Raw genomic sequence first — 23696 nt, 5'->3', positions numbered from 1 at the left:
ATCAGGGTCAATACACCCAATCCGGCCCGCCCCTGGCGGACATTTGTGCTGGTGAGCCGCACATCGGTCGGATCAGGCGGGCGAGCCGGGCCAGTTGCCGCAAAGAGACGCTTGTCTCACTTATACAGAAGCGGACAAAGGGGAGCGAATCACTCCTGAGCCGCGGTCAGATCCAGGCTCTGACCAGGCTGGATCAGATCCGGATCCGCACCCACGGTCGCCTTGTTGGCGTCGTAGAGAGCAGTCCAGCCGCCGGGCAGCTCGTGCGTCTCCGCGATGTCCGACAGGTTGTCGCCCGGCAGGACGGTGTACTGGCCGTCCTCCAGCGCGACCCCCTCGGCGTCACGTGCCGTTCCGTCACCCCGTGAGGCATGTCGGCCTGTTTCGCGCTCGGTGCCCGGATTGACTGGATTGCCGGTACCGGTGGCCTTGTCGCCTTCGGAGGCGGCGGGGTCGGCGGAGTCCGCCGGGTCGGTGGAGGCGTCACCGTCCACCGGCGCCTCCCTGGCCGGCTCGCCCCGGTGCTTGCCGCCGCCCGTCCCGGCGTCCCCGGCCGGGTCGTCCTTGGCGGACGCGGCCGGGCCGGACGAGCCGGAAGCGGTCCCGGCGGGCGTGGTGGACTCCTCGGGCGTCGACGACTTCGAACCGTCGGCACCGTCCGCGCCGTCCGCCGTCCCGGTGGAGGCCGAGGGGGCGGGAGTGGCCGGTGCGCCGGAGGGCTTGGCGGCCGAGGGCAGACCCGCCACGGGCGCGCTGCCGTCGGTGAGTCCCGCGATGGGGGCGCAGGTCTCCCAGGGGGCGATGCCCTGCGCCGCGTAGGCCTTCTCGGCGACGGCTATCTGCTGGGCGCGGCTGGCGAGGTCGGCGCGCAGGGCGTACGCCGTGCCGCCGTAGGTCTCCCAGGTCTCCTGCGAGAACTGGAGGCCGCCGTAGAAGCCGTTGCCGAGGTCGGCGCTCCACATGCCGCCGGACTCGCACTCGGCCACCCGGTCCCAGGTGGTGCCCTCGACGGCCGACGCGGACCCCGCGCCGAGCAGCGGAAGGGCGATCGCGGAACCGGTCACCCCTGCCGCGACGATGATGGCGGGAGCCTGACGAGGTCGCCGGTGCCGGCCGTTCCCGGAGCGCATGCGGTTGCCTTTCGCGTGACTGCTGAGGTGACGGTGAACGTAGCGGCATTCGAACGTCTGTTACAAGTCGATGCAGCGGAGATAACGCGAAAGTCACAGATCTGATGGAGCGTCAGTTCGCATAGGATGTGAACTCGACCGGGAGCGTGCGCAGTCCACGCATAATGAGCCCTCCACGCCACCGCAAATCGTCCGGATTCCCCGCGAGTCGCAGGTCGGGCAGGCGGGTCAGCAGCGTCGCCAGCGCGGTCTGCCCTTCGAGCCGGGCAAGGGGCGCGCCCAGGCAGTAGTGGATGCCGTGCCCGTACCCCAGATGCTGGTTGTCACGCCGTGCGAGGTCCAGGGTGTCCGGCTCGTCGAAACGCGCCGGGTCCCGGTCGGCCGCGGCGAGGACGACGAGGACGGGGTCGCCCGCCTCGATCCGCTCCCCTCCGAGGGTGAGCGGCTCGGTGGCGAACCGCCAGGTCGCCAGCTCCACCGGCCCGTCGTAGCGCAGCAGTTCCTCCAGCCCCGTCTCCAGCAGGTCGCGCTCCCCCGCGGCGAGGGACTCCTGGAGCCGGGCCCGCTGGCCCGGGTTGCGCAGCAGCGCGTACACGCCGTTGCCGATCAGGTTGACGGTCGTCTCGAACCCCGCGAACAGCAGGATGAACGCCATCGCCGCCGCCTCGTTCTCGGTGAGGTGCTCGCCGTGGTCGCTCGCCCTGATCAGCCCCGAGATCAGGTCGTCGTCGTCCCCCTCTCCCAGGGCTTCGCGCTTGCGGTGGATCAGCTCCGCGAGGTAGCCCCGCATCTTCTTCACCGAGCGCGCCACCCCTCCGCGGGGGCCGCCGCCGTGGCGGATCATCATGCCCGCCCAGTCCCGGAAGTCGTCCTGGTCCTCGCGCGGGACGCCGAGCATGTCGCAGATGGCGTAGATGGGCAGCGGGAAGGCGAACTCATGGATGAGGTCGGCGCTCCCCTTCGCGGCGAAGTCGTCGATGAGCCGGTCCGTCAGTTCCTGCACCCGGCTCCCGAACTCGGCGACCCGTCGCGGTGTGAACGCCTTGGACACCAGTCGGCGCAGCCGGGTGTGGTCCGGCGGGTCGATGTTGAGCAGATGCGTCATCAGCTCCGCCTTGCGCTCACCGGGGATGCCGGTCTTGCCCTTGGCGTGCGCGGGCTCGTCGTGGTGCGCGGGATTCTTGCTCAGCCGCTGGTCGGCGAGGGCCTGCCGGGCGTCGGCGTACCTGGTCACCAGCCATGCCTCCACCCCGCTGGGCAGCTTGGTCCGGTGCACGGGCGCGTGCTCCCGCAGCCAGGCGTAGGCGGGGTACGGGTCGGCGGCGAACTCCCAGGTGAAGAGTTCGGGTGCGGCGTTCGGGTCGTCCGGGGCGTTCACCCCTCGACGGTATCCGCCCCCGGGGCGTCCTCCGCCGAGGTGTCCGCCCCCGTGGGGCCGTCCTGCGCGCCGAGCATCCCGAGGGCACCGGGGTGCCCGGCGTCGGCGGCCCTGCGCATCCAGTGCGCGGCCCCGGCGGTCCTGCCCTCCTTGGCGTCGAGCCCGGCGAGCCGGAAGGCGCCGTAGGAGTCGCCGCGCCGGAAGCCCTCCTCGTACCAGGCGCGGGCCTCGTCGTGGCGGCCCTGCTCCTCCAGAAGGACGCCCAGGTTGGCCGGGTCGAGCCGCGCGCCCTCGTCGGCGGCGTCCCGGAAGTAGGCGGTCGTCTCCTCGTCGGACCGGGCGCGGTTCGGGTGCGGGGCCGCGCTCCGCACGGTGTCCCCGGCGTCGATCGCCCGGCCGATCCAGACGGCCGCGACCCCCTCCTCGGCCCGGTACCGGTGCAGACCGCCCAGGCTCCCGGCGACCTTCTCGTACCCGGCGTCGGCGGCGGTGACGTACCAGTCGAAGGCCGCCTCGTCCTCCCCCCTCCCGAACAGCAGGTCCCCCAGGTGGTGCGCGGCTTCCGCGTTCCCCTCGCCGGCCGCCTGGCGCAGCGCCTCCTCGGCCCGGTCCCGCAGCAGCTTCCCGAGCAGCAGGGCCGCCTTCGCGTCGCCCGCCCCGGCGGCCGTCTCCAGGTGGAACTCGGCCTCCCTGGCCATTCCGCGGCCTGCCAGCAGCCTGCCCAGGGCCCCGGCGGCCGCCCTGCTCCCCTTGCCCGCCGCCGGCCGGTACCAGCGTTCCGCCGCGGCCAGGTCGCCGTCGACCCGCTCGGCGAGCATCCCGATCCTGAACATGGCGTCAGGGTCGCCGTCCTCGGCCGGCGGCAGGTACTGGGCCCGTGCGGCGGCGGCCACCGCGTGGAGGTCGTAGGAGGGGTCGGTGCTCGCGGTCCGCAGCACGTGCGCCCACACCGCCGGCGTGACCGCGGGCACTTCGGAGCGCCGCCGCGCGTTCCCGACCAGCGACCCGTGCGCCTGCCAGGTCCCCTCCGCGCGCCCGGCCACGAGCAGACCGGCGAGCCCCAGCCGGGGCCGGGACGCCCAGTCGAGGGCGTCCTCGAACGACTCGTCCGCCGCGGCGGCCTCGTCGGTGCCGTACAGGTCGTACGTGGCGCGCAGCATGCTCAGCGGTACGGGGCCGGTCACCCCGCACCGGGCGAGGTCGATCGCGGCACGCACCAGCAGGTGACCGCGCGGATGGTCGGACGGGCGCCGGGCCCACTGCCACTCGTCCCACAGCTCCGGCCCCAGCGCCAGGAACTCGGTCACGCCGTGCCCGCCCCGCCATTCCAGGGCGTCCTGGAGGCGCGGGTCCTCGGACTCCGCGAGCCGCCGCGTCTCGTCCTCGCTCCAGACGCGGGCCAGTTCGACGATGCGGGCCCGGCTCAGCAGGCGCGCGTGGGCCGTCGTACCGAAGCGGTGGGCGCGGTACATCCTGTCGGTCATCGTGGCGAGCACCGGCACGTCCATGGCGGTCAGCCGGGAGAGGAGTCCGGCGTCCAGCCCCCGGTCGTGGAGGTGCCCCTCCAGCTCGTCGAGCCACAGCACGCACGGCCCGCCCCGGTGGCGTATCCGCTCGGGCAGGTACCGCAGGTCGGAGCCCGGCGGCGGGACGCACACCTGGTGCCGGGGCAGCCGGGCCGACATCGCCGCCCAGGCCGTCGTCGTCTTGCCGGTCAGCGGCTCACCGGTCACCAGGACCAGCCCGGTCAGCCGCTCCAGGTCGGCGTCGCGGTCCCGGCGGACGTAGGCCCCTTCGTTGCGTGCTCCCAGGTCCACCGGCCCGGTCCCCGACACCGGCAGCCAGGCGGCCGGGTCGGGGGTGGCGGTGTACTGGTTCAGGACGCCGATCGAGCCCGACTGGACGACGGCCGAGGCGACGCCGCCCACGACGGTGTTCGATGTGCCGCCGGGAGCACCGGGAGCACCGGAACCCTCGGCCAGCGCCCGGAACTCGTCCAGCACGGGCTTCGGCGCCCGGGGTAAGTAGCTCTCCAGCCAGTCGAGCAGCTGCGCGGGAACCATCCGGTCACCGTTCTCGACCAGCTTGTGCCTGAAGTAGTCGAGTGCGACGAGCTCCATGCCCCCCGTGTCGACCAGCCGTGTCCTGACCGCCTGCCAGCCGTCCTCGGGCATCACCCGTACGAGCACGTCCGCCGCGGCAGCCGCCAGTTTCCGCAACTCCCTGACCATGGATCCCCCGCCCCGTGCGTCCCTGAGGGCAACGTTACTGACCGGCGTGGCCCTCCGCCGCCCTGATCGCGTCCCGGTAGGCGCGGCCCGCGGCCCGGAGCGCGGCTTCCGGATCGACGCCCTCCGCCTCCGCCCGTACCGCCAGGGCCAGCAGCCGGTAGCCCATGCCCTCGCCCGGGGGGAGCTCCACGTCCAGTCCGGCGCCGCGCGCGCGGCCGGCCAGCTTCGCGGCCAGGGCGAGGCCGGGCTGACCGAGCGGGACACCGTCGGTGACCGAGTCGCGCTGCTTCTCGATCGCCTTGGTCCGCAGCCAGTGCGCCTTGACGTCCTCGGGCGTCTCGGCGCTCTCGTCGCCGAAGACGTGCGGGTGGCGGTGGATCAGCTTGTCGACGAGGGTGCCGGCGACATCGTCGATGGAGAACGGCTCCTCCTCGTCCGGCTGGGCCTCCTGCGCGATCCGGGCGTGGAAGACGACCTGGAGCAGGACGTCTCCGAGCTCCTCGCGCAGTGCGTCGCGGTCGCCGTCCTCGATGGCCTCGACGAGTTCGTACGCCTCCTCGATGGCGTACTTGGCGAGGCCCTCGTGGGTCTGCCGCGACGACCAGGGGCACTCGCGCCGGATGCGGTCCATGACCTCGACGAGGTCCAGCAGCCGGGCGCCCGGCAGGTCGTACGAGCCGGGCAGCAGCTCCAGGTCGGGCATCCGGACGCGGCCGGAGCCGGCGAGGCGGGCCAGGCCGTCGGTCAGGGCGCGGTCGCCCTCGCCGGACGGCAGGACCACGACGGTGGCGCCGCCGGCGCAGGCGTCGACCAGCTCCTCGGCGGTGGGCGCGGCGGTCTCGGCCTTCACCCCCGCCTCCCGCAGGTACGGCAGCTGGGGGTGGGCCTCGTCGGCGCACAGCACCCGGTCGGCGGCGTGCAGCGTCTGCCACGCCGGCCAGGACAGGAGCCCCGGGGCGACCCGGTGGCTGGCGGTGAGCAGGACGATACGGCCGGGGGTGTCAGCGTTCACCCCTCGAACCTACCTCTCCCGCTCAGGCGCCGGCCGGGGCGGCCTCGGGCTCCTTCGTGAGCCGGCGCAGCCAGGGCGCGCTGTACTCGCCGAGCTGGATCTTCTCGTTGTCCCAGGAGCCGTAGCGCGGGTTCACGTCGATCCGCAGCGCCTTGGACGCGGCCCCGAACACCTCGGTCAGCTTCTGCTGGCCCTCCGGGGTGCTGGTCGCGCCGAGCTTCTCCGCGACCTTGTTCATGAGCACGTTGCGGCGGACGACCGCGTCGATCTCGTCGGGGGCGATCCCCTGCTGCTGGAGGAGCATGGCGGCCAGCTGTGTCTCGCCGCCGCTCTGCTCGGCCGCGGCCCGGCGGGTCTCCTGGACCTCCTTGCGGCTGGCCGTGACGCCGAGGTCGTCGGCGACGCGCTGGACGACCCGGTCGAAGATCATGCCGTTCAGCTTCTCCCGGTTCAGATCACCGGTCGCCTTGATCAGCTGGTCGGCCTGCGGGGACGCCTGCTGGGCGGTGCGGACGTCCTTGACCTGCGCCTGGAGTGCGGCCACCTCGATCCGGTCCCCGTCGATGACGGCCGCCGCGCCTGGGTGCGCGTCGCTGCCGCAGGCGGTGAGAAGGGGCGCCGCGGCGAGGAGGGCGGCGGCGGCGGAGAGCGCAGTGCGACGGCGGCGGTGCAAAGGAGCCTCCCGGCGTGGGTCGTGCGTCAGTGTGAACGACCTTGCGGTGATCGATGTTAGGCAGTGGACGTGGCCCAGGCCACTACTTCGGGGCCACTGTTCCGACTGTTTCGACCAACGAGTCACGCGTACGGGGGGTCTCGGGGCGCAGCATGATCGTCCGGGAGACGACGAACGTGATGGGGACGGCCGCCGCGGCCGCCACCAGGGGGGCGTACCGGCTGGAGAGGCCCGCCACGTCCACCAGCAGGTAGACGCCGCTGGTGGTGATGACGAAGTTCGCCGCGTTGGTGAGGGGGAACAGCAGGAACTTCCGCCAGGTGGGGCGGGTCCGGTAGGTGAAGCGGCTGTTCAGGAAGAACGAGCCGGTCATGGAGAGGAGGAAGGCGACGACATGGGCGGCCACATAGGGCAGGCCCAGGGCCAGCAGGAGCAGGTAGAAGCCGTAGTAGGTGGCGGTGTTCACCACTCCCACCAGCGCGAACCTGACGATCTGGCCGCGGACGGTCATCGGCGTACGAGCTCCCCACGGGGCTTGGCGTGCGGTACGGAGGTGCTGGTGGTGTTGGTCGCCTTCACCAGGAAGTGCGGGCGCCGCTTCACCTCGTAGTAGATACGGCCCACATACTCCCCGATCAGCCCCAGCATGACCATCTGGACCCCGGCGAGGGCCGTGACCGTCACGAGGAGCGTGACATACCCGGGGGTGTCGACACCGTGCACCAGCGCGACACCGACGATCCAGGCCGCATACGCTCCGGCGACGCAGACCAGCAGCAGACCGACGTAGAGCGCGGCGCGCAACGGTTTGTCGTTGAAGGAGAGCAGACCGTCCAGGCCGTAGTTGAGCAGTTTCCCGAAGGTCCACTTGGACCGGCCCTGTTCACGGGCCGCATTCTCGTACGCGAACGTGGTGGTACGGAATCCCACCCAGGCGAAGAGGCCCTTGGAGAAACGGTTGTATTCGGTGAGTTCCAGGACGGCGTCGACGGTACGGCGTGACAGCAGCCGGAAATCGCCGACCCCGTCGACCAGCTCGACGTCGACGAGCCGGTTGATCAGCCGGTAGTAGGCGCGGGCGGTGAGGGTACGGGTCACCCGGTCGCCCTTGCGGGTGCGCCGGGCGATGACCTGGTCGTATCCCTCGCCGTACAGCTGGATCATGCGGTGGACCAGCTCGGGCGGGTGCTGGAGGTCGGCGTCCATGATGACGACCGCGTCACCGTCGGCGTGCTGGAGCCCGGCCAGCATCGCCGCCTCCTTGCCGAAGTTGCGGCTGAAGGAGACGTAGCGGGTGCGGGAGTCGGCGGCCGCCATCTCCTCCAGCAGCGGGAGCGTACGGTCATGGCTTCCGTCGTCCACGTAGACCAGCTCGAATTCCGTCCCCGATCGGGACAGTTCCGCGGTCACGTGTGCGTGGAAGCGGCCGATGATCTCCTCTTCGTTGAAACACGGCACAACAATCGAGATCAGCACGGAAGAACGACAACGGATGCGTGTGTCGACGGCGGACGGTTCATATGGCGGGCAGGCGACCATTGAATGAACTGGCTTATGGGCGGGCTGATTTCGTCGCCATCGCTGGCATATTCGTCAGCACCATGCAGAGTCATGACACCCGTTCCCCCGCGTTCCACGCCTTTCCGGGTTCCCGCGCCTCCGGCACCCGTGCCGGGGCCGCGGCCGCCCTGCTCACCGTGGTCGCGGTGTGTGCCGGGGACGCCGTCGCCCGGACGTTCCCCTTCGGTCCGCGCACCCGCGCGGTCAACGACCTCGGCAACCAGTTCGTGCCGTTCCACGCCCAGCTGTGGGACCTGCTGCACGGGCGGGCGGACGGCGGGCTGCTGCTCAACTGGCGCTCGGGGTACGGGACCAGCTTCCTGCCGGACCTGGGGACGTACCTGACCAGTCCCTTCTCGGTGCTCGTCGGGCTCTTCCCCCGGGACGGCATCGATCTGGCGGTGTACGTGATCACCGTCCTCAAGACGGCGGTGGCCGCCGCCGCCATGAGCCTCCTGCTCCTCACCCTGCGCGGAGGCGCCCGCTGGGGCGCGGCGGTGCTCGGCGCCTCGTACGCGCTGTGCGGCTGGTCCGTCGTCGAGGCCTCCTACAACCCGATGTGGCTCGACGGGCTGATCGCCTTCCCGCTGCTCTGCCTGGTCGGGGAGTGGGTACGCACGGGCCGGCGCCGGGTGCTGGGGCCGGTGGTCGTCGCGGTGGCGTGGACGGCCAACTTCTACACCGCCTACATGGCGACGATCGGCGCGGCGCTGGTACTGCTGGCGTCGTCGCTCGTCCACGGCGGGGCGGGCCGGGGGGCGGGGCGGGGGACGGCGGGGACGCCCGGGGCAGCGCGCGTGCCGGCGCGGGCCGCCGCGACGGTGCTGCTGGGCATCGGCCTGGCCGCGCCCGTCCTGGTCCCGGTCTTCCTCGGCTCGCGCCACGCGCACCCGGGCTGGACCCGCACGTTCACACCCGCGAGCTGGTCCGATGTGGCGGCACGGGCGCTCCCGGCGACCTACGGCTTCTTCACTCCGGCCGTCTTCCTCGGCACGGGCGCCCTGCTCCTCGCGGCCGCGCTCGCCTTCCACCGGGAGGTGCCCGCGCGGGAGCGCTGGGTGTGGACGGGTCTTGTGGTGGGAGTGGTGCTGTCGTTGCAGTGGGGACCGACGCATCTGGTGTGGCACGTGTTCGCCACGCCCAACGGCAGTCCGTACCGGCAGACGTTCGTACTGGCGGGGGTGCTGGTGATCGCCGCCTGGTCCTCCGTGTCCCACGGCTGGCCGGGGTGGCGGCCGCTGCTCGGCGGCGGCGCGGTCCTGGGGGTGATCGCGGCGGGGGCGGCGGCCGGGGACCTGGTGACGGTGTGGACGTACCCGCTGTTCGCCGCCGGGCTGGCGGCGGCGCTCGGCGGGGTGGTACTGGCCCGCGGCGGCCGCTACACCGCGGTGGGCGCGGTGCTGCTGTCCGGCGCCCTGGTCGGGCAGGCCGCGGCGACCGTCGCGTACGCGGACCGGGAGCGGCCCGCCCGGCTGGACGACTATCCGGCGTGGGGTGCGGCGCACGACGCGCGGGCGGCGGCGGTGGCCCGCGCGGACGGCTGGCCGCGCTACCGGACCGACCCGGGGCGCCCGCAGCTCACCGGGAACGACCCGCTGCTGGTCGGCGGGCAGGGCGCCGCGTACTACAGCAGCCACACCCCGGCGGTGCTGACCCGGACGCTGACGGCGCTGGGCGGGGGCTGGACGTCCAACGGGCGCAGCGTGCAGTCGCTGGACAACCCGGTGACGGACGCGCTGTTCTCGGTGGGGGCACGGGTGCGGGGGACGCGGACCGTCCGCGCGGACGCGGTGCCGCCCCTGGTGACCGTCCGCCCGCCCGGCCCGCGGCCCCGTTACGGGGCTTCGCCCTTCCGCAACCAGGAGCTGTTGCTGGGCGCGCGGGTCTACGGCCTGCCCGCCGACGGCGTGTGCCCGGTCGGCAGCGAGGTCTTCGTGTGGGCGCCCGACGTGACCGGCACGGCCCGGCTCGGTGACGGCGGCCGGGCGGTCGAACTGCGCGGCTCGCCGCCCCGGCGCCGTGCGCCGCTCACCCCGCTCGGCACCCAGCGCGTGGCCGGCACCGCGGTCGTACTGGAGGGCACGGCGGGCGGCGGAAGGCGGGTCACCGGCCCGGGCGCGGGCGGCGTCGGCTGTCTGGACCGGGCCGCACTGGCGGCCGCCGTGGCCGGGCTGACCCGGACCGGGGCGGTCGCGGTGCGGGTCACCGCCGACGGCGTCCGCGCCGAACTGCCGCCCGGGACCCGGGGCACCGCCGTGCTGTCCACCCCCAGGACCGCGGGCTGGAGCTGCGACGGCCGCCCGGCCGGCTCGTATCTGGGCCTGGTCGCGGTCGAGGTGGACGACGGGCGGACGACCCTGGACTGCTCGTTCCGCCCGCCCGGCCTGCGCGCGGGTACGGGCGTGGGGTCGATGGCGCTGCTGATCCTCGTGGGACTGGTGGTGTTGCCCCGGCTCAGGCACCGACGCGCCGGTCGCCTGGCCGCCACCAACACTTCATCCGGACAGCACCCTCCTGTGGCCCGCGGGGCGGTCGAGTCGGCGTAGCTTGCGCCGCATGCCCTCCCTTCTGAGCAACCGGCTGGCGAAGCGGGTGCTGAAGCCCGCCTTCACCCTCGTCGAGCAGCGGCTGGAGCGCGCCACCACGGCCCTGCAGTCCGACCTCGACGCCCTGCACCACGAAGTGGCCGATCTGCGTCGGCAGAGCTACGGGCTCGGGTTGCTGCTCGACCAGTCCGGGCGCGACGGCCACCGGATGCCCACCGCCGCCCAGGTGGAGACGCTGGTACGTGAGGTGCGCGCCGTGACCGGCGACCGCGGCGAGCGCGTCCGTCAGGGCGTCACCGTCGCCTACCGCCATCTCGTGGCGCTGGAGGCGCTCGGGGCCGGCGGGTTCGCCGGCTCGGTCTCGGAGGTCTGCGGACGGCTGACGACCGTGCCCCTGCTCGCGCCGCCCAACGGGGAGGTGCTGGAGCTCGGGACCCTGCACGGGCTGTTCGCCGCGGCGCTGCGGCGGATGCTCCAGCGCGAGGGCCTGGAGGCGCGGCTGACCATCGTCGACAGACTGGACGGTTCGCCGGCCCGCGCGGACGTGGTGCGGGCCAATCTGGCGCTGGGGGGTTCCTGTTCGGCGGACGAGGCCCGCGTCGTGCGGGGCCGGTTCGGTGAACCGGACGTACAGGAGAGGCTGGCCGACCGGCGTTACGGCGTGATCGTGGTGAACGGCGACCACGACCTGACGGCGGTACGGGAGCTGGCGGCCCCCGGCGCGGTCGTGGTGCTGGGCACCGGGCAGCAGCGCACGGCCGGGCTGACCGGTCTCGGGCGGGTCGCGGACTCGGCCTACTGCCGCGTGGTGTGACGCGGCCCCGGGGCACGCGGGCCGGGCGGGACGCGAACGAGAGGCCTAGAGACCGCGCATCTGCTGCTGGCGGTCGAGCGCGCGGCGCAGCTCCGCGGCGAGCGGGTGGTAGGGGCCGTAGGTCCGCTCCGTGTCGTACAGCAGGTTCTGGAGCTGCTGGTAGGCCGCCGTGTGGTCGCCCATCGCCAGCAGCAGATGACCGATGCGGTGGCGGATGTCGAAGGCACGGCCCTGATCGGCCCCGGCCGGCCGGCCGTTCTCGTAGTACGGCAGGACCGCGCGGTACTCGGCGAGCGCGGCGGTCGCCTCGCCCAGCTGCTCCAGGCACTGGGCGGCGTCATAGCGGAACTGGAGGGTCTGGGGGTCGCCCAGGCCCGCCTCGGCCGCCCGGTCGTCGGCCAGCCGGCGCAGCTCCGGCAGCGCCCGGCGGTACTGCCCGTCGTCCATCAGGGTCGTCGCGTACTGCTTGCGCAGGATGCGCACGACCGGGGAGTGCTCGCCGTGCTCGGCGGCGGCGGCCGGAAGGATGCCGCCGAGGATGTCGACGGCCTGGGTGATGCTGCCCTCGCCCAGCAGCCGCTTGACCTCGTCGACGGCGGCGGCCACATCGGGGCGGCCCACGGCGGGCGGCACGGCCGGTGGCGGGGGCGCCGGCGCGGAGGCGCGGTCCGGCCAGGGGGCGTGCGGGCGCAGGAAGGGGCGGGTCGGGTCGAGCGGGCCCGCCGGGACACCGCGCGCGGGCAGCAGCGGGGCGAGCACCTCGTAGACCTCCTGTGCCCCGGACGGCCGGTGCTGGGGGTCCTTGGCGAGCAGCCGGAGGACCAGCGCCTCCAGGGCCTCGGGGACCTCGGGCCGCAGCTGCCGGACGGGCAGCGGCGGCTCGTAGAGGTGGCGGTGCAGGACTCCGAGCGCGGTGGAGCCGGCGAACGGCACGTTGCCGCTGAGGAGTTCGTGGAGGAGGACGCCGAGCGCGTACAGATCGGTGTACGGGCCGACGGCGCCGCCCATCGCCTGTTCCGGCGCCATGTAGGCGGGGCTGCCGATCGGGGAGCCGGTGTGGGTGAGGCGGGTGGTGTCGGTGTCGATCACGGAGGCGACGCCGAGGTCGAGCACGGTGACCGTGCCGTCCGGCTTCACCATCACGTTGCGCGGCTTGAGGTCGCGGTGGACGATCGGCACCGCGTGCACGGCGGCGAGCACCGCGCACAGCTGCGCGGCGACGGCGACGGACCACTGCCAGGGGTACGGGTCGTGCTCGGCGAGGTGGTCGGCGAGGTCGGCGCCCTCGACGTACTGCATGACGAGGTACAGGTCGTCGTTGTCGCTGCCCGCGTCGTGGACGGTGACCAGACCGGGGTGGGAGACCTGGGCGGTGACCCGGCACTCGCGCACGAAGCGGCGGCGCATCTCGTCGGCGGCGGTGGCGGGAGCCATGTGGTCGGGCCGCAGCAGCTTGACGGCGACGCGCCGGTCGAGCCGGGTGTCGTACGCCGTCCAGACCTGGCCCATGCCGCCCTGGCCGATGACGGTGGACAGTTCGTACCGGCCGGCGATGACCCGTCCGTTCACCGGTCCCGGCCCTCCTGGCCCTTGTTCCCGCGCAGGATGTCGCTGAGCTCGTCGAGCTCGGCCCGCACCTGGTCGATGCGCGGGTGCTGGTCGGTGCCGGCGCCGGGCCGGGCCTGCGGCCGGGACGCGGGCGCCGGCCGGGGCGGGGGCGGGGGCGTGGGCTGGGCCTGCGGCTGGGGCTGGACCTGCGGTTGGGGCTGGGGCTGGGGTTGGACCTGCGGCTGGGGCGGCACCGGCTGCGGGGGCCCCTGCTGCGCGGAGTACACGGGGACGGTGGTGGCCTGCGACGGGTACCCGTACCCGAACGCCGGTCCGCCGGGCGGGTAGTGGCCGGGCGCCAGCGGGGCGCGGCGGGCCGCGAAGTGGCTGATCTCCGCGTACAGGTAGTAGGCCGTCACGACCAGGGCGGCTCCCAGCATGACCATCATGCTGATGTTGGACCTGGGCAGGCTCAGGTCCTCCGTGGGGTCGGTGAACAGCACGCCCCAGCAGACCCCCTCGATCAGCGTCACCGCCGCGAACAGCGCCCAGTGCAGGGCCCGGCGTGTGAGCACGGCGAGCCGGATCATCGGCGCCCAGGCCAGCAGGCCGCAGGTGAAGAGCGGCAGCATCGCGAAGAGCACGCGCAGCACGATCACCGACGCGGGTATGTCGCGGGGCTGCTGCGGCGCGTAGCCGTGGCCGTGGCCGTGCATTGCTGCTCCTGAAAGGGGCCTGGGGACGAGGCGGGGGGGCGATACGGGGACGAGCGTATACATCGACACCGACAACGGCCGCCGAGTTGTACGGAACCGTTGTCGAACTGATCACGCCGGCCGCCCGCGCGCCGGGCCGCGCCCGCGTCCCCCGCCCGCGTGGTCAGGCCTGGACCGTGCCGTCCGTCAGCCCGTCGTACAGTCCCTGCACCAGTCGCTCCCCCAGCCGCCCGGCGAGCCGCAGGGCCTCCTCGAACTCGGCCAGCGCGCGGAACCGTTCGCCGTAGCGCTGCTGTTCGGCGAGGGGCAGACGGGGCAGCTGGAGGCGGCGCACGTCGAGCCGGGTCGCGGTCGAGGCGTAGCTGCTGGCCCGCCGGTTGTTGGCGGTGCCGCGCAGGAAGCCTGCCAGGAACCAGGGGTCGAGCGCCGCCGGGTCGGGGCGCAGCAGCTGGAGGTTGCGGCCGAGGGCCGCGCCCGCCGTCGCCTCGTCCACCACGCGGGCGACCGAGCCGCCGCCGAGCACGGGCACGACCACATCACCGCTCCGGACCAGCACGGGCTCCTCGCCGGGGCTGTCGGGGAGGCTGCCGGAGGGGGCCTGACCGGCCATGACGTCCTGTTCGGTGAGGACCCGGGCCGTGCCGGTGCCGGCTCCGCCCGCCCTCAGTTCCAGGGCGCCGGAACGGGCGAGTTCGCCGACGGTGACGCCGGGGTAGCGGGCGGCCTCGCCCGGGGCGGGGCGGGGCGGCGACGGGGTGAGCTCGCCGGTGCGGCGCAGGACGGACGTCAGGCGGTCGCGGACCTCGGCCAGTTCGGCCGCGCCGCCGCCCGTCGCCGGGGGCGGCAGGTGGCGGGCGGGGGCCAGGTCGACATCGTCGTCCAGGAGTGCGATGACGGGCACCGAGCGGCTGACGCCGGGCTGCCCGGGAAGGGTGCCGTGCCGGTCGAAGGGCTGCCAGGCGTCCAGTACCGCGGTGTGGACGGCCTGCCAGTCCAGCTTGTCGCGGCCGGCTCCGGCCTGTTCGGCCGCGGCGGTGGCGGCGGTGGCGGCGGTGTCGATGACCAGCAGTTCCTGGGAGGCGGGGACGCCGGCGCCGGGCTTGCGCAGCACCCAGAGGTGGAGCGGGACGCCGTAGGGGGGCGCGGCTCCGGCCGGCAGGGCGACGACCGCGCGCAGGGCGCCCCGGCGCAGCAGGTCGGCTCGGATGCGGCGGCCCGAGCGGCGGGACGCGGCGGCGGGCGGCATCAGCAGGACGGCGGTGCCGCCGGGGCGCAGCCGGGCCAGGGCGTGCTGGACCCAGGCCAGTTCGGACTCGGTGCGGGCCGGGAAGCCGTACTCCCAGCGGGGGTCGTAGGCCAGCTCGTCGTGGCCCCAGTTCCGCTCGTTGAACGGCGGGTGGCAGAGCACCACGTCGGCGGCGAGCCGCGGGAAGGCGTCGGCGCGCAGGGAGTCGCCGGCCTGGACGCGGATGTCGGCGTCCGCGTCCAGGGCCAGGCGCAGGGCGGTGAGCGCGGCCAGGTCGGGGTCGGTCTCCTCGGCGTACAGCGCGGTGGGTTTCTCGACGGCCCGCAGCAGGGTTCCGGTGCCCGACGCGGGGTCGAGGACCGTCCCGGAGGAGCCCTTCGCGGCGGCGAGGGCGGCCATCAGGGCTGCGGGTCCGGGCGGTGTGAGCGTGTACTGCCGGGGGTTGGCGTCCAGGTGGCGGCCGAGCAGGAACTCGAACGCCTGCCGGGCGCCGGTCTCGGCGGCGAGCTCGGCGCCGGCGCGCAGCAGCGGTACGGAAGGGGCGAGGGCGCCCACGGGCGGAGTGGCGACGGCGCGCGGGACGCCGAAGCGCAGGGTCAGCACCTCTTCCAGGGCGGTGGGCAGCCGCTGGGCCATCCGCTCGTCCGACACGGCGGTCAGCTCCAGCCAGCCGCTGGGCCTGTCCCGGACGAGCAGGAGCGCGCAGCCCACGTGGGTCAGGGCGGTGACGGCGCCGCCCGGGTGGCCCGCGACCTGCTGCCAGACGCGTTCACGCAGCGGGACCTCGGCGAGCTTGCCCTGGACGCGGAGCCATCGCTCCACGTCCTCCAGCGCGAACGAGGGGCTCGTCTCGGTGCCGCCGACGGGCTTGGGGAAGTCGGCGTGGCGCCGCCGCCAGTTGCTGACGGCGGCCCGTCCCACCCCGGCCAGCCGGGCGATCCCGGCCGCGGTCACCTCTGCTGCGTTGTCCGGCACCTGGCTGGCTCCCTTCGTCTCCTGCTGTGTGGCGCCGATCCTACTGCCGTCGGCCATACACACCCTTTCACAGTGTGAGCCGAACCAGAATGTGTGAACCGTGTTGACTCGGTTCACAGCCTCTGGTCTTATTAACCCGTCGCCACACGGGGTTCACGACGGGCTCCGGTCACACCTCAGTCATGTCCGGGAGGGCAAACCCATGTCCCACTCCATGCAGCAGCCCCAGTACGGCGCCGACCCCGGTGCCGGTCAGTACGGCGCCCCGGCGCCGCGGCCGGCCCGCAACGGTCTCGGCACGGCGGCCCTGGTCCTCGGCATCATCGGTACGATCTCCGGCTTCATCCCGTTCTTCTTCTGGCTGGCCGGCATCCTCGGTCTGATCGCCCTGATCCTGGGCCTCTCCGGCCGGGGCCGCGTCAAGCGCGGCGAGGCCACCAACAAGGGCGTCACGACGACCGGCGCGGTGCTGGGCCTGGTCGCGCTGATCCTCTCGGTCGTCGGCGCCGTGATCACCTTCAAGGCGGTGGACGACGCGGTCGACGAGCTGAACAAGGAGCTCGGCAGCAGCAGCGCCTCGAAGGCGCCGGCCGCGGACAAGGCCGGCGGGGACGCGGCCTCCGGGGCCGCCAAGGAGGACAAGGGCAAGGGCCTGAGCGCCGGCGACAGCTCCGTCTACGACGACAAGGTCGAGGTCACCGTCTCCGAGCCCACACCGTTCTCGCCCAGCGAGTACGCGGCCGGTCACACCGAGGGCAACAAGGCCTACCAGGTGTCGATCGTGATCGAGAACAAGGGCACCGAGAAGTTCGACGCCACCCTCGTCACCGTCGACGCCCGCGCGGGTCAGGAGGGCGTGACGGCCGAGGAGATCTTCGACGACAAGGTCGGTACGGGCTTCAGCGGCTCGGTCCTGCCCGGCAAGAAGTCCACGGTCACGTTCGCCTTCGACGCCCCGGCCGACGCGAAGAACCTGACGGTCGAGGTCAGCCCCGGCCTCTCGTACGACGCGTCGCAGTGGGAGCTGAAGCTCTGACCCGCTGAGGCGCCGGGCCGCCCAGGCTCCGCCCGCCGGGCCCCGGGCCACCCGGCCCTCCCCCGGCCCGCTCCCCCGCATCCCCCGCTCCTCGGCCCGGTCCGCTCTTCCCGCCCGCCGAGCGCCGTCCTCCCGCTCCCCGCCTCCCTCCCCGCTCCCGCTCCCCGCCTTTCACCCCCCGGAGAAACACCCCCATGTCTGCGACCGCCCTCCCCTGGTTCAAGCGTCCGGCCCTCGCCGCACTGTGCACCGTCGCCGCGCTCGGCCTCACCGCGTGCGGGCCGCTCGCCCAGGAGGCCGAGGAGACCGGCCCGTTCGCGGGGCTCTCGGGCCCCGAGATAGCCGACAAGGCCATGAAGGCCACCAGTGCGGCCTCCTCCCTCACCCTCGACATGAACCTCAAGACGACCGACGGCCCGATGAAGGCCTACATGGCCATCGACACCAAGGGGCAGTGCGCCGGCACCCTGACCCTCGGGTCCACCGGCACGGCGGAACTGATCAAGACCGGCCAGGTCGCCTACATGCGCTTCGACGAGGCGTTCCTGCTCGCCCAGAGCGGCGGCGGCTCCGCCGAGGAGACCGCGGCCGTCCTCAAGGAGCTCAAGGGGCGCTGGGTGGAGACCGACGTCAAGGACCCGGACGCCCAGGACAGCCTTGAGCTGTGCGAACTGGACAAGGTGCTCTCGGAGTTCAGGACGGGCATCGGCTTCGCCCGCAAGGGCGAGGAGACCACCGTCAACGGCAGGAAGGCGCTGACGCTCACCGAGTCCGACGGCGGGACGACCACCCGGGTGTTCGTCGCCACGGAGGGCGAGCCCTATGTGCTCAGGATCGAGCTCCAGGGGGGCGAGGAGCCGGGAACGATGTCCTTCTCCGAGTACAACAAGCCGGTCCCGGCGAAGAAGCCCGCCGCCAAGGACATCGTCGACCTGGACGAACAGGGCTGAGGACACTCCCGCACGGGGGACGGGAGACGGGGAAGCCGGGAAGGCCGCCGGAGGGGGGCGGCCTTCCCGGCTTCCCCGTGCCCGGCCTCCCCGTCCCCGGCTTCCCCGCGCCCGGCTTCCCCGCGCCCGGGTTCCGGGGCCGGGTTCCGGGTTGCGGGGCCCCGGGTTCACAGCCGATGGCGCACCCAGACGTTCGGCTCGACGTAGACGGCGTAACCGCTCGACGCCTCGGACCGCACCGGGACCAGCGCGCCCTCCACCCGCACCGGGCCGTCCGTGTCGAACGGCAGCCCCGTCCACTCGCGCCAGCGCTCCACGGAGTGCGCGATCGTCATCGAGGCGGGAGCCACCGTCTCCACCACACCGCCCGCCCGCACATGGACCCGCAGCCACGGATCGTGCGGCAGACCGTCCGCCTCCCGGGTGCGCAGGGCGTACTCCCGCATCGGCGCGTCGGGTTCCAGGTGCTTGGCACTCGGCCTGACGGGCGCGACGACCTCGCGGAAGCCCATTCCCCGCGCGTTCTCCCGCAGCGCGGCCAGCATCCGGGCCGACACTCCCCTGCCCTGCGCACCGGCGCCGACGGCGATCTCGATGGCGCTCACGGTGTCGGGGATGCGGCCGTGGCGCCGGTCCGAGAACGCCCACAGCAGCACCTGGTCCCAGCCGGTCGCCGGCAGCTCCCCGCGCCCCTCCGCGTGCAACTGGAACGGCACGCTGAAGGCCCGCGCCACCACCGCGCCCTCCTGGTCGGTGGCGATCAGGACGTACTCCGGAAGCTCGGCGACGATCCGCCCGATGTTCGCCCAGCCGATCGGGTCGTTGAGCATGAACTCCGGCCAGAGGTCGAGCATCCGCCACATGGGGCCCTGGAGCTCGGGACGCTCGGCAAGGGTCGTTATCCTCAGTTCCATCCGGGCAGGCTATGCAGCGCCTCCTCGGGCGCCCAAACGCTTTTGCCGCGGGCGGGGTTGGCGGGGGCGACCCCGGTCACGCCGGACGCGCCGCGCGGGGCCATCGGCCCGCTCGCTCCTCGGCGACGGCGGCCCGTCGTCCGCGCCGCCGCCCCCGGCAGGTCGTCAGCCACCGCACTGGACGAGCATCATCGACTTGTCCGGCGCGGTCACCGGTATCCCGTACTTGAGCGCCACCTGGGCGAAGCGGACCGCGTACGAGCACCGGACCGCCTTGTTCGGCGGCAGCCATGACGCCGGGCCCGAGTCGCTCTTGGCCGAGTTGGCGCGGCCCTCGACCGGGAGGAGGTTGAGCACGTCGTTGGCGAGCTGCCGGCGCTTGCTCTCCGGCCAGCGCGAGGAGCCCATCTGCCAGCTGTACGACAGCGGCACCACGTGGTCGATCTGGACCTCGGCGGCCTCGGCCTTGCGCCACTCGATGGTCCGGCCGGTGTAGGGGTCGTGCAGCGTCAGCGAGACGACCACGCAGTCGGAACCCGACCGGAAGCGCAGGTCCTGGCCGTCGCGGTGCAGAAGGTCGTTGCGGGTGTCACAGCCGTTCCTGGCCAGCGGCACCCCGTCGGCCGTGTCCATCCAGGCGTGGCCGAACTCGTCCCGCTCGTAACCGGTCCTGGGGCCGCGCCCCTTCGTGGCCAGCCTTTCGATGAGCCTCCGGGCCTCGGCCCGGTCCGCCTCCGCCGTCAGGGGCGCGAGCCCCGGCTTCGTACCGTCCGGGTTCTTCAGCGGACTCACCGCGCGCCCGTCGGAGGCGGGCCCCCCGGACGCCGCGGACCCCGACGAGGGGCCGTCCGGCCCGACGACCTCGCACCCCACCGCGAGTGCGGCGGTGGCGGCCAGTGCGAGCGCCGCCCGCGCCCCGCGTCCGCGACTCGCACGCCTCTCGTTGCGCTCCACCCGGCACTCCCTGCGTAGGCTGCGGAAACTCCCCCGCCGCGCCGCGGAGCCCAGCGACCGGCCGGGTGCCGGGCCACGTACGACGGTGCCCGTCGGGACGGGCAGGGAAGAATCCTAGGGGGTGTCCGGAACATCGCACCGGCGGCGGGGGAATCGCGCCGGGCCCTCCGGGGCCGGCACCCCGCGCGGAAGCCGCCCGGCCAGGACGGCCGGGCGGCGCGGATCGGCCGCCGGGACGGCAAAAGCGCGTTACGACCCCAGGATCGTCGTCAGGAACTCCCCGGTCCAGGCCAGGAGTTCACGGCCGACCACCGGCTTGCCGCCGATCGTGCCCGTCGTGGGCCGCGGCACCAGGATCTGGTGCGCCCCGGGCTTGATGACCGTGCGCGGGTAGAGCCGCTTGAGCCGCAGCTCCTGGGACTCGCGCAGCTCCACCGGCGCGAAGCGGATGTTCGCGCCCTGGAGCACGATCTCGCCGACCCCGCAGGCCCGCGCCAGCATCCGCAGGCCGGCCACGAGCAGCAGGTTCTCGACCGGCTCGGGGAGCTTGCCGTAGCGGTCGGTGAGCTCCTCCCGTACGGCCTTGATGTCCTCCTCCGAGTTCGCGGAAGCGATCGCCCGGTACGCCTGGAGGCGCAGCCGCTCGCCCGGCGCGTAGTCGTGCGGGACGTGCGCGTCGACCGGCAGCTCGATCTTGACCTCCAGCGGCGGCTCCTCCGCGGTCCCGTCGGCGCCTCCGTCCAGCGAGGCGCGGTAGTCCGCGACCGCCTCGCCGACCATCCGTACGTACAGGTCGAATCCGACGCCCGCGATGTGGCCGGACTGTTCGCCGCCGAGCAGGTTGCCCGCGCCGCGGATCTCCAGGTCCTTCATGGCGACGTACATGCCGGCGCCCATCTCGGTGTGCTGGGCGATCGTCGCCAGACGCTCGTGGGCGGTCTCGGTGAGCGGCTTCTCCGGCGGGTAGAGGAAGTAGGCGTAGCCCCGCTCCCGGCCACGCCCGACCCGGCCGCGCAGCTGGTGCAGCTGCGACAGCCCGAAGTTGTCGCCGCGCTCGACGATCAGGGTGTTGGCGTTGGAGATGTCGATGCCCGACTCGACGATGGTGGTGGAGACCAGGACGTCGAACTTCTTCTCCCAGAAGTCGACGACCACCTGCTCCAGCGCGCCCTCGCTCATCTGCCCGTGAGCGGTGGCGATCCGCGCCTCCGGGACGATGTCGCGCAGCCGGGCGGCGGCCCGGTCGATGGACTCGACCCGGTTGTGGATGTAGAAGACCTGTCCCTCGCGGAGCAGTTCGCGGCGGATCGCCGCGCCGATCTGCTTCTCCTCGTACGGGCCGACGAAGGTGAGGACCGGGTGGCGCTCCTCCGGGGGCGTCGTGATGGTCGACATCTCCCGGATGCCGGTGACGGCCATCTCCAGGGTGCGGGGGATGGGGGTGGCGGACATCGTCAGGACGTCGACGTTGGCGCGGAGCTTCTTCAGCTGCTCCTTGTGCTCGACGCCGAAGCGCTGCTCCTCGTCGACGATGACCAGGCCCAGGTCCTTGAACCTGGTCTCGGAGGAGAAGAGGCGGTGGGTGCCGATGACGATGTCGACGCCGCCGTCCTTGAGGCCCTCCAGGGTGGCCTTCGCCTCGGTGTCGGTCTGGAAGCGGGACAGGGCCCTGGTGACGACGGGGAACTGGCTGTACCGCTCGGAGAAGGTGCCGTAGTGCTGCTGCACGAGCAGCGTCGTCGGCACGAGGACCGCCACCTGCTTGCCGTCCTGGACGGCCTTGAAGGCCGCCCGCACGGCGATCTCCGTCTTGCCGTAGCCGACGTCGCCGCAGACGAGCCGGTCCATGGGGACCGTCTTCTCCATGTCCTCCTTCACCTCGGCGATGGTGGACAGCTGGTCCGGCGTCTCCGCGTACGGGAAGGCGTCCTCCAGCTCGCGCTGCCAGGGGGTGTCCGGGCCGAAGGCGTGGCCGGGGGCCGCCATGCGCGCCGAGTACAGCTTGATCAGGTCGGCGGCGATCTCCTTGACCGCCTTCTTGGCCCGCGCCTTGGTCTTCGTCCAGTCGGCGCCGCCGAGCCGGTGCAGGGTGGGAGCCTCGCCACCGACGTACTTGGTGACCTGCTCCAGCTGGTCGGTGGGGATGTAGAGGCGGTCGCCGGGCTGGCCGCGCTTGGCGGGGGCGTACTCGACGAGGAGGTACTCGCGGGTGGCGCCCTGCACGGTGCGCTGCACCATCTCGATGTAGCGGCCGACGCCGTGCTGCTCGTGGACGATGTAGTCCCCCGCCTCCAGGGTGAGCGGATCGATCGTCTTGCGGCGGCGGGTCGGCATCCGCTGGCCGTCCTTGCCGGCGGCCTTCTGGCCGGACAGGTCGGTCTCGGTGAGGACGGCGAGCCTGAGGGCCGGGTCGACGAAGCCGTAGTCGATCGAGCCGCACGCCACATGGACGACGGCCGGGGCGATCTCGGTCAGGTCGGAGTCGAGGCGGGCGGGGATGCCCTCGCCGCCGAGGACCTCGACGGTACGGGAGGCCGGGCCGTGCGCCTCGGTCACGTACACCGTGCGCCAGCCGTCGGCCAGCCAGCCCTTGGTGTCGGCCAGGGCTCTGGCCGTGTCCCCCCGGTACACCTCCGGGGCGTGCATGCCGAGCTTCAGGGTGTCGTCGTCGAGCTCCTCGTCGGCGGCGAACGGCGACACCGACCACCACATCATGCCGAGCTCGCGCGCCCGGTCCCGGACGTCGGCGATGCCCCACAGGGACGCCGCGTCCAGGTCGATCGGCGCCTCGCCGCCGCCGGCCGTGGCGGCCCAGGACGCCTGGAGGAACTCCTGGGACGTGGCCACCAGGTCCGCCGCCCGCGTACGGACCCGCTCCGGGTCGCACACCACGGCCATGGAGCCCTTCGGCAGCACGTCCAGCAGCAGCTCCATGTCGTCGACGAGCACCGGCGCGAGGGACTCCATGCCCTCGACGGCGATCCCCTCGGCGATCTTCCCGAGCAGCTCGGCCAGCTCGGGGTGCTCCTCGGCGAGGGCCGCCGCCCGCTCCCTCACGGAGTCGGTGAGGAGCAGCTCGCGGCAGGGCGGCGCCCACAGACCGTGCTCGGCGATCTCCAGGGACCGCTGGTCGGCGACCTTGAAGTAGCGGATCTCCTCGACGTCGTCGCCCCAGAACTCGATCCGCAGCGGGTGTTCCTCCGTCGGCGGGAACACATCGAGGATGCCGCCGCGCACCGCGAACTCGCCCCGCTTCTCGACCAGCTCGACCCGGGCGTAGGCGGCCGCCGCGAGCCCCTCCACGACCTCGTTCAGGTCCGCCTGCCGACCGGTGCGCAGACTGACGGGCTCCAGGTCGCCCAGGCCCTTGACCTGCGGCTGGAGCACGGACCGTACGGGCGCGACGACGACCGAGACCGGCCCGGTGGCGGGGTCGTCGGCGGCCGGGTGCGCCAGGCGGCGCAGCACCGCGAGGCGCCGGCCCACCGTGTCCGAGCGGGGCGAGAGCCGCTCGTGCGGCAACGTCTCCCAGGACGGGTACTCGACGACCGTGTCGGGGTCCAGCAGCGTGCGCAGGGCCGCCGCCAGGTCCTCGGCCTCCCGCCCGGTGGCCGTCACGGCGAGCACCGGGCGCCCGGCGTCCCGGGCCAGCGCGGCCACCGCGAAGGGACGCGCGGCGGGCGGGCCGACCAGGTCCAGGTGCGACCGGTGGCCGTCCGCGGCCGCCTTCACCGCTTCGGTGAGGGCGGGGTCCTTGACGACGGCGTCGAGCAGACCGTGCAGGCTCATGAAGGGTTCCATCCCGGGAAGTGGGGCAACGCGAACCGCCCGACACGTCACACGGGCCGGGGGTTCCCAGCGTACGACGTCGTTCCGGGGCCCGCGTCCCGAACATCCCGCCGCGCTCGGCCCGTGTCCGAAAATTCGTACGGCAGGCTTGTCAACCGGAACCCCCCGCCCGGACGTATAAGCCGTGAGACCCCCTCCGGCCGGGCCGGGGGTCCGCCCGGCCG

General features: G+C 73.4%; 17 protein-coding genes. 4 read left to right on the top strand and 13 right to left on the bottom strand.

From position 1 onward, the window contains the following. Positions 1-149: 149 nt before the first annotated feature. The 7 genes from PUR26_RS26290 to PUR26_RS26260 form a co-directional block, all read right to left on the bottom strand. The gene (locus PUR26_RS26290) at positions 150-1130 is read right to left on the bottom strand and encodes a transglycosylase family protein (protein WP_329875697.1); all 981 of its coding nucleotides are present in this window, start codon (positions 1128-1130) and stop codon (positions 150-152) included. A gap of 112 nt (positions 1131-1242) precedes the next feature. Next, the gene (locus tag PUR26_RS26285; RefSeq protein ID WP_329875695.1) at positions 1243-2508 is read right to left on the bottom strand and encodes a cytochrome P450 family protein; all 1266 of its coding nucleotides are present in this window, start codon (positions 2506-2508) and stop codon (positions 1243-1245) included. Beyond that, positions 2505-4739, bottom strand: coding sequence for a hypothetical protein (locus PUR26_RS26280; RefSeq protein WP_329875694.1), 2235 nt, complete (start codon positions 4737-4739; stop codon positions 2505-2507). The genes PUR26_RS26285 and PUR26_RS26280 overlap by 4 nt, the downstream gene beginning before the upstream one ends. Before the next feature lie 34 nt (positions 4740-4773). Beyond that, positions 4774-5751 (bottom strand): nucleoside triphosphate pyrophosphohydrolase, encoded by a 978-nt coding sequence (locus PUR26_RS26275; RefSeq protein WP_329875692.1) that lies wholly within the window; start codon positions 5749-5751, stop codon positions 4774-4776. Between the two features lie 22 nt (positions 5752-5773). Further along, positions 5774-6424, bottom strand: coding sequence for a SurA N-terminal domain-containing protein (locus PUR26_RS26270; protein WP_329875690.1), 651 nt, complete (start codon positions 6422-6424; stop codon positions 5774-5776). 82 nt (positions 6425-6506) lie between these two features. After that, positions 6507-6935, bottom strand: a complete 429-nt coding sequence (locus PUR26_RS26265) for a GtrA family protein (protein WP_329875688.1) — start codon at positions 6933-6935, stop codon at positions 6507-6509. Then, a complete protein-coding gene (locus PUR26_RS26260; protein WP_329875686.1) occupies positions 6932-7900 on the bottom strand; it encodes a glycosyltransferase family 2 protein in 969 nt (322 codons plus the stop codon). The genes PUR26_RS26265 and PUR26_RS26260 overlap by 4 nt, the downstream gene beginning before the upstream one ends. Positions 7901-8025: 125 nt before the next feature. Here PUR26_RS26260 and PUR26_RS26255 point away from each other — a divergent pair, with 125 nt between their 5' ends. Then, positions 8026-10530, top strand: a complete 2505-nt coding sequence (locus PUR26_RS26255; RefSeq protein ID WP_329875684.1) for a YfhO family protein — start codon at positions 8026-8028, stop codon at positions 10528-10530. A 10-nt stretch (positions 10531-10540) separates the two neighbouring features. Continuing rightward, the gene (locus PUR26_RS26250) at positions 10541-11344 is read left to right on the top strand and encodes a class I SAM-dependent methyltransferase (protein ID WP_329875682.1); all 804 of its coding nucleotides are present in this window, start codon (positions 10541-10543) and stop codon (positions 11342-11344) included. A 45-nt stretch (positions 11345-11389) separates the two neighbouring features. On the opposite strand, the gene PUR26_RS26245 is transcribed toward PUR26_RS26250, so the two are convergent. From PUR26_RS26245 to PUR26_RS26235, 3 genes are all read right to left on the bottom strand, one after another. Continuing rightward, the gene (locus PUR26_RS26245; protein WP_329875680.1) at positions 11390-12913 is read right to left on the bottom strand and encodes a serine/threonine-protein kinase; all 1524 of its coding nucleotides are present in this window, start codon (positions 12911-12913) and stop codon (positions 11390-11392) included. Then, entirely contained in the window at positions 12910-13608 is a 699-nt protein-coding gene (locus tag PUR26_RS26240) for a hypothetical protein (RefSeq protein WP_329875678.1), read from the bottom strand. Before PUR26_RS26240 ends, PUR26_RS26245 begins: the two co-directional genes overlap by 4 nt. A 163-nt stretch (positions 13609-13771) precedes the next feature. Next, complete coding sequence (locus PUR26_RS26235; RefSeq protein WP_329875900.1) at positions 13772-15829, bottom strand: N-6 DNA methylase; 2058 nt, start codon at positions 15827-15829, stop codon at positions 13772-13774. 202 nt (positions 15830-16031) lie between these two features. Between PUR26_RS26235 and PUR26_RS26230 the strand changes: the two genes are divergently transcribed. Together PUR26_RS26230 and PUR26_RS26225 are read left to right on the top strand one after the other, a co-directional pair. Further along, a complete protein-coding gene (locus PUR26_RS26230; RefSeq protein WP_443077171.1) occupies positions 16032-16865 on the top strand; it encodes a DUF4352 domain-containing protein in 834 nt (277 codons plus the stop codon). A gap of 194 nt (positions 16866-17059) precedes the next feature. Then, positions 17060-17815, top strand: a complete 756-nt coding sequence (locus PUR26_RS26225; RefSeq protein ID WP_329875676.1) for a hypothetical protein — start codon at positions 17060-17062, stop codon at positions 17813-17815. Positions 17816-17982: 167 nt separating this feature from the next. Here PUR26_RS26225 and PUR26_RS26220 read toward each other — a convergent pair whose 3' ends face one another. The 3 genes from PUR26_RS26220 to mfd all read right to left on the bottom strand — a co-directional run bounded on the left by PUR26_RS26220 (position 17983) and on the right by mfd (position 23472). Next, positions 17983-18729, bottom strand: coding sequence for an N-acetyltransferase (locus PUR26_RS26220; protein WP_329875674.1), 747 nt, complete (start codon positions 18727-18729; stop codon positions 17983-17985). A 165-nt stretch (positions 18730-18894) separates the two neighbouring features. Then, the gene (locus PUR26_RS26215) at positions 18895-19683 is read right to left on the bottom strand and encodes an HNH endonuclease family protein (RefSeq protein ID WP_443077170.1); all 789 of its coding nucleotides are present in this window, start codon (positions 19681-19683) and stop codon (positions 18895-18897) included. Positions 19684-19932: 249 nt separating this feature from the next. Beyond that, positions 19933-23472 (bottom strand): transcription-repair coupling factor, encoded by a 3540-nt coding sequence (gene mfd, locus PUR26_RS26210; RefSeq protein WP_329875673.1) that lies wholly within the window; start codon positions 23470-23472, stop codon positions 19933-19935. Positions 23473-23696: the final 224 nt, after the last annotated feature.

The sequence above is a fragment of the Streptomyces sp. SP18CS02 genome (assembly GCF_036322365.1).
Classification (GTDB): domain Bacteria; phylum Actinomycetota; class Actinomycetes; order Streptomycetales; family Streptomycetaceae; genus Streptomyces.
The sequence above is the reverse complement of the archived record's forward strand: the minus strand, read 5'-3'. Positions and strand labels throughout refer to the sequence as shown.

Bases quoted from the DNA above. Each gene is read 5' to 3' on its own strand.
- PUR26_RS26230 (WP_443077171.1), top strand. From the start codon at position 16,032: ATGTCCCACTCCATGCAGCAGCCCCAGTACGGCGCCGACCCCGGTGCC.
- PUR26_RS26225 (WP_329875676.1), top strand. From the start codon at position 17,060: ATGTCTGCGACCGCCCTCCCCTGGTTCAAGCGTCCGGCCCTCGCCGCA.
- PUR26_RS26240 (WP_329875678.1), bottom strand. From the start codon at position 13,608: ATGCACGGCCACGGCCACGGCTACGCGCCGCAGCAGCCCCGCGACATA.
- PUR26_RS26265 (WP_329875688.1), bottom strand. From the start codon at position 6,935: ATGACCGTCCGCGGCCAGATCGTCAGGTTCGCGCTGGTGGGAGTGGTG.
- PUR26_RS26255 (WP_329875684.1), top strand. From the start codon at position 8,026: ATGCAGAGTCATGACACCCGTTCCCCCGCGTTCCACGCCTTTCCGGGT.
- PUR26_RS26220 (WP_329875674.1), bottom strand. From the start codon at position 18,729: ATGGAACTGAGGATAACGACCCTTGCCGAGCGTCCCGAGCTCCAGGGC.
- PUR26_RS26280 (WP_329875694.1), bottom strand. From the start codon at position 4,739: ATGGTCAGGGAGTTGCGGAAACTGGCGGCTGCCGCGGCGGACGTGCTC.
- mfd (WP_329875673.1), bottom strand. From the start codon at position 23,472: ATGAGCCTGCACGGTCTGCTCGACGCCGTCGTCAAGGACCCCGCCCTC.
- PUR26_RS26290 (WP_329875697.1), bottom strand. From the start codon at position 1,130: ATGCGCTCCGGGAACGGCCGGCACCGGCGACCTCGTCAGGCTCCCGCC.
- PUR26_RS26250 (WP_329875682.1), top strand. From the start codon at position 10,541: ATGCCCTCCCTTCTGAGCAACCGGCTGGCGAAGCGGGTGCTGAAGCCC.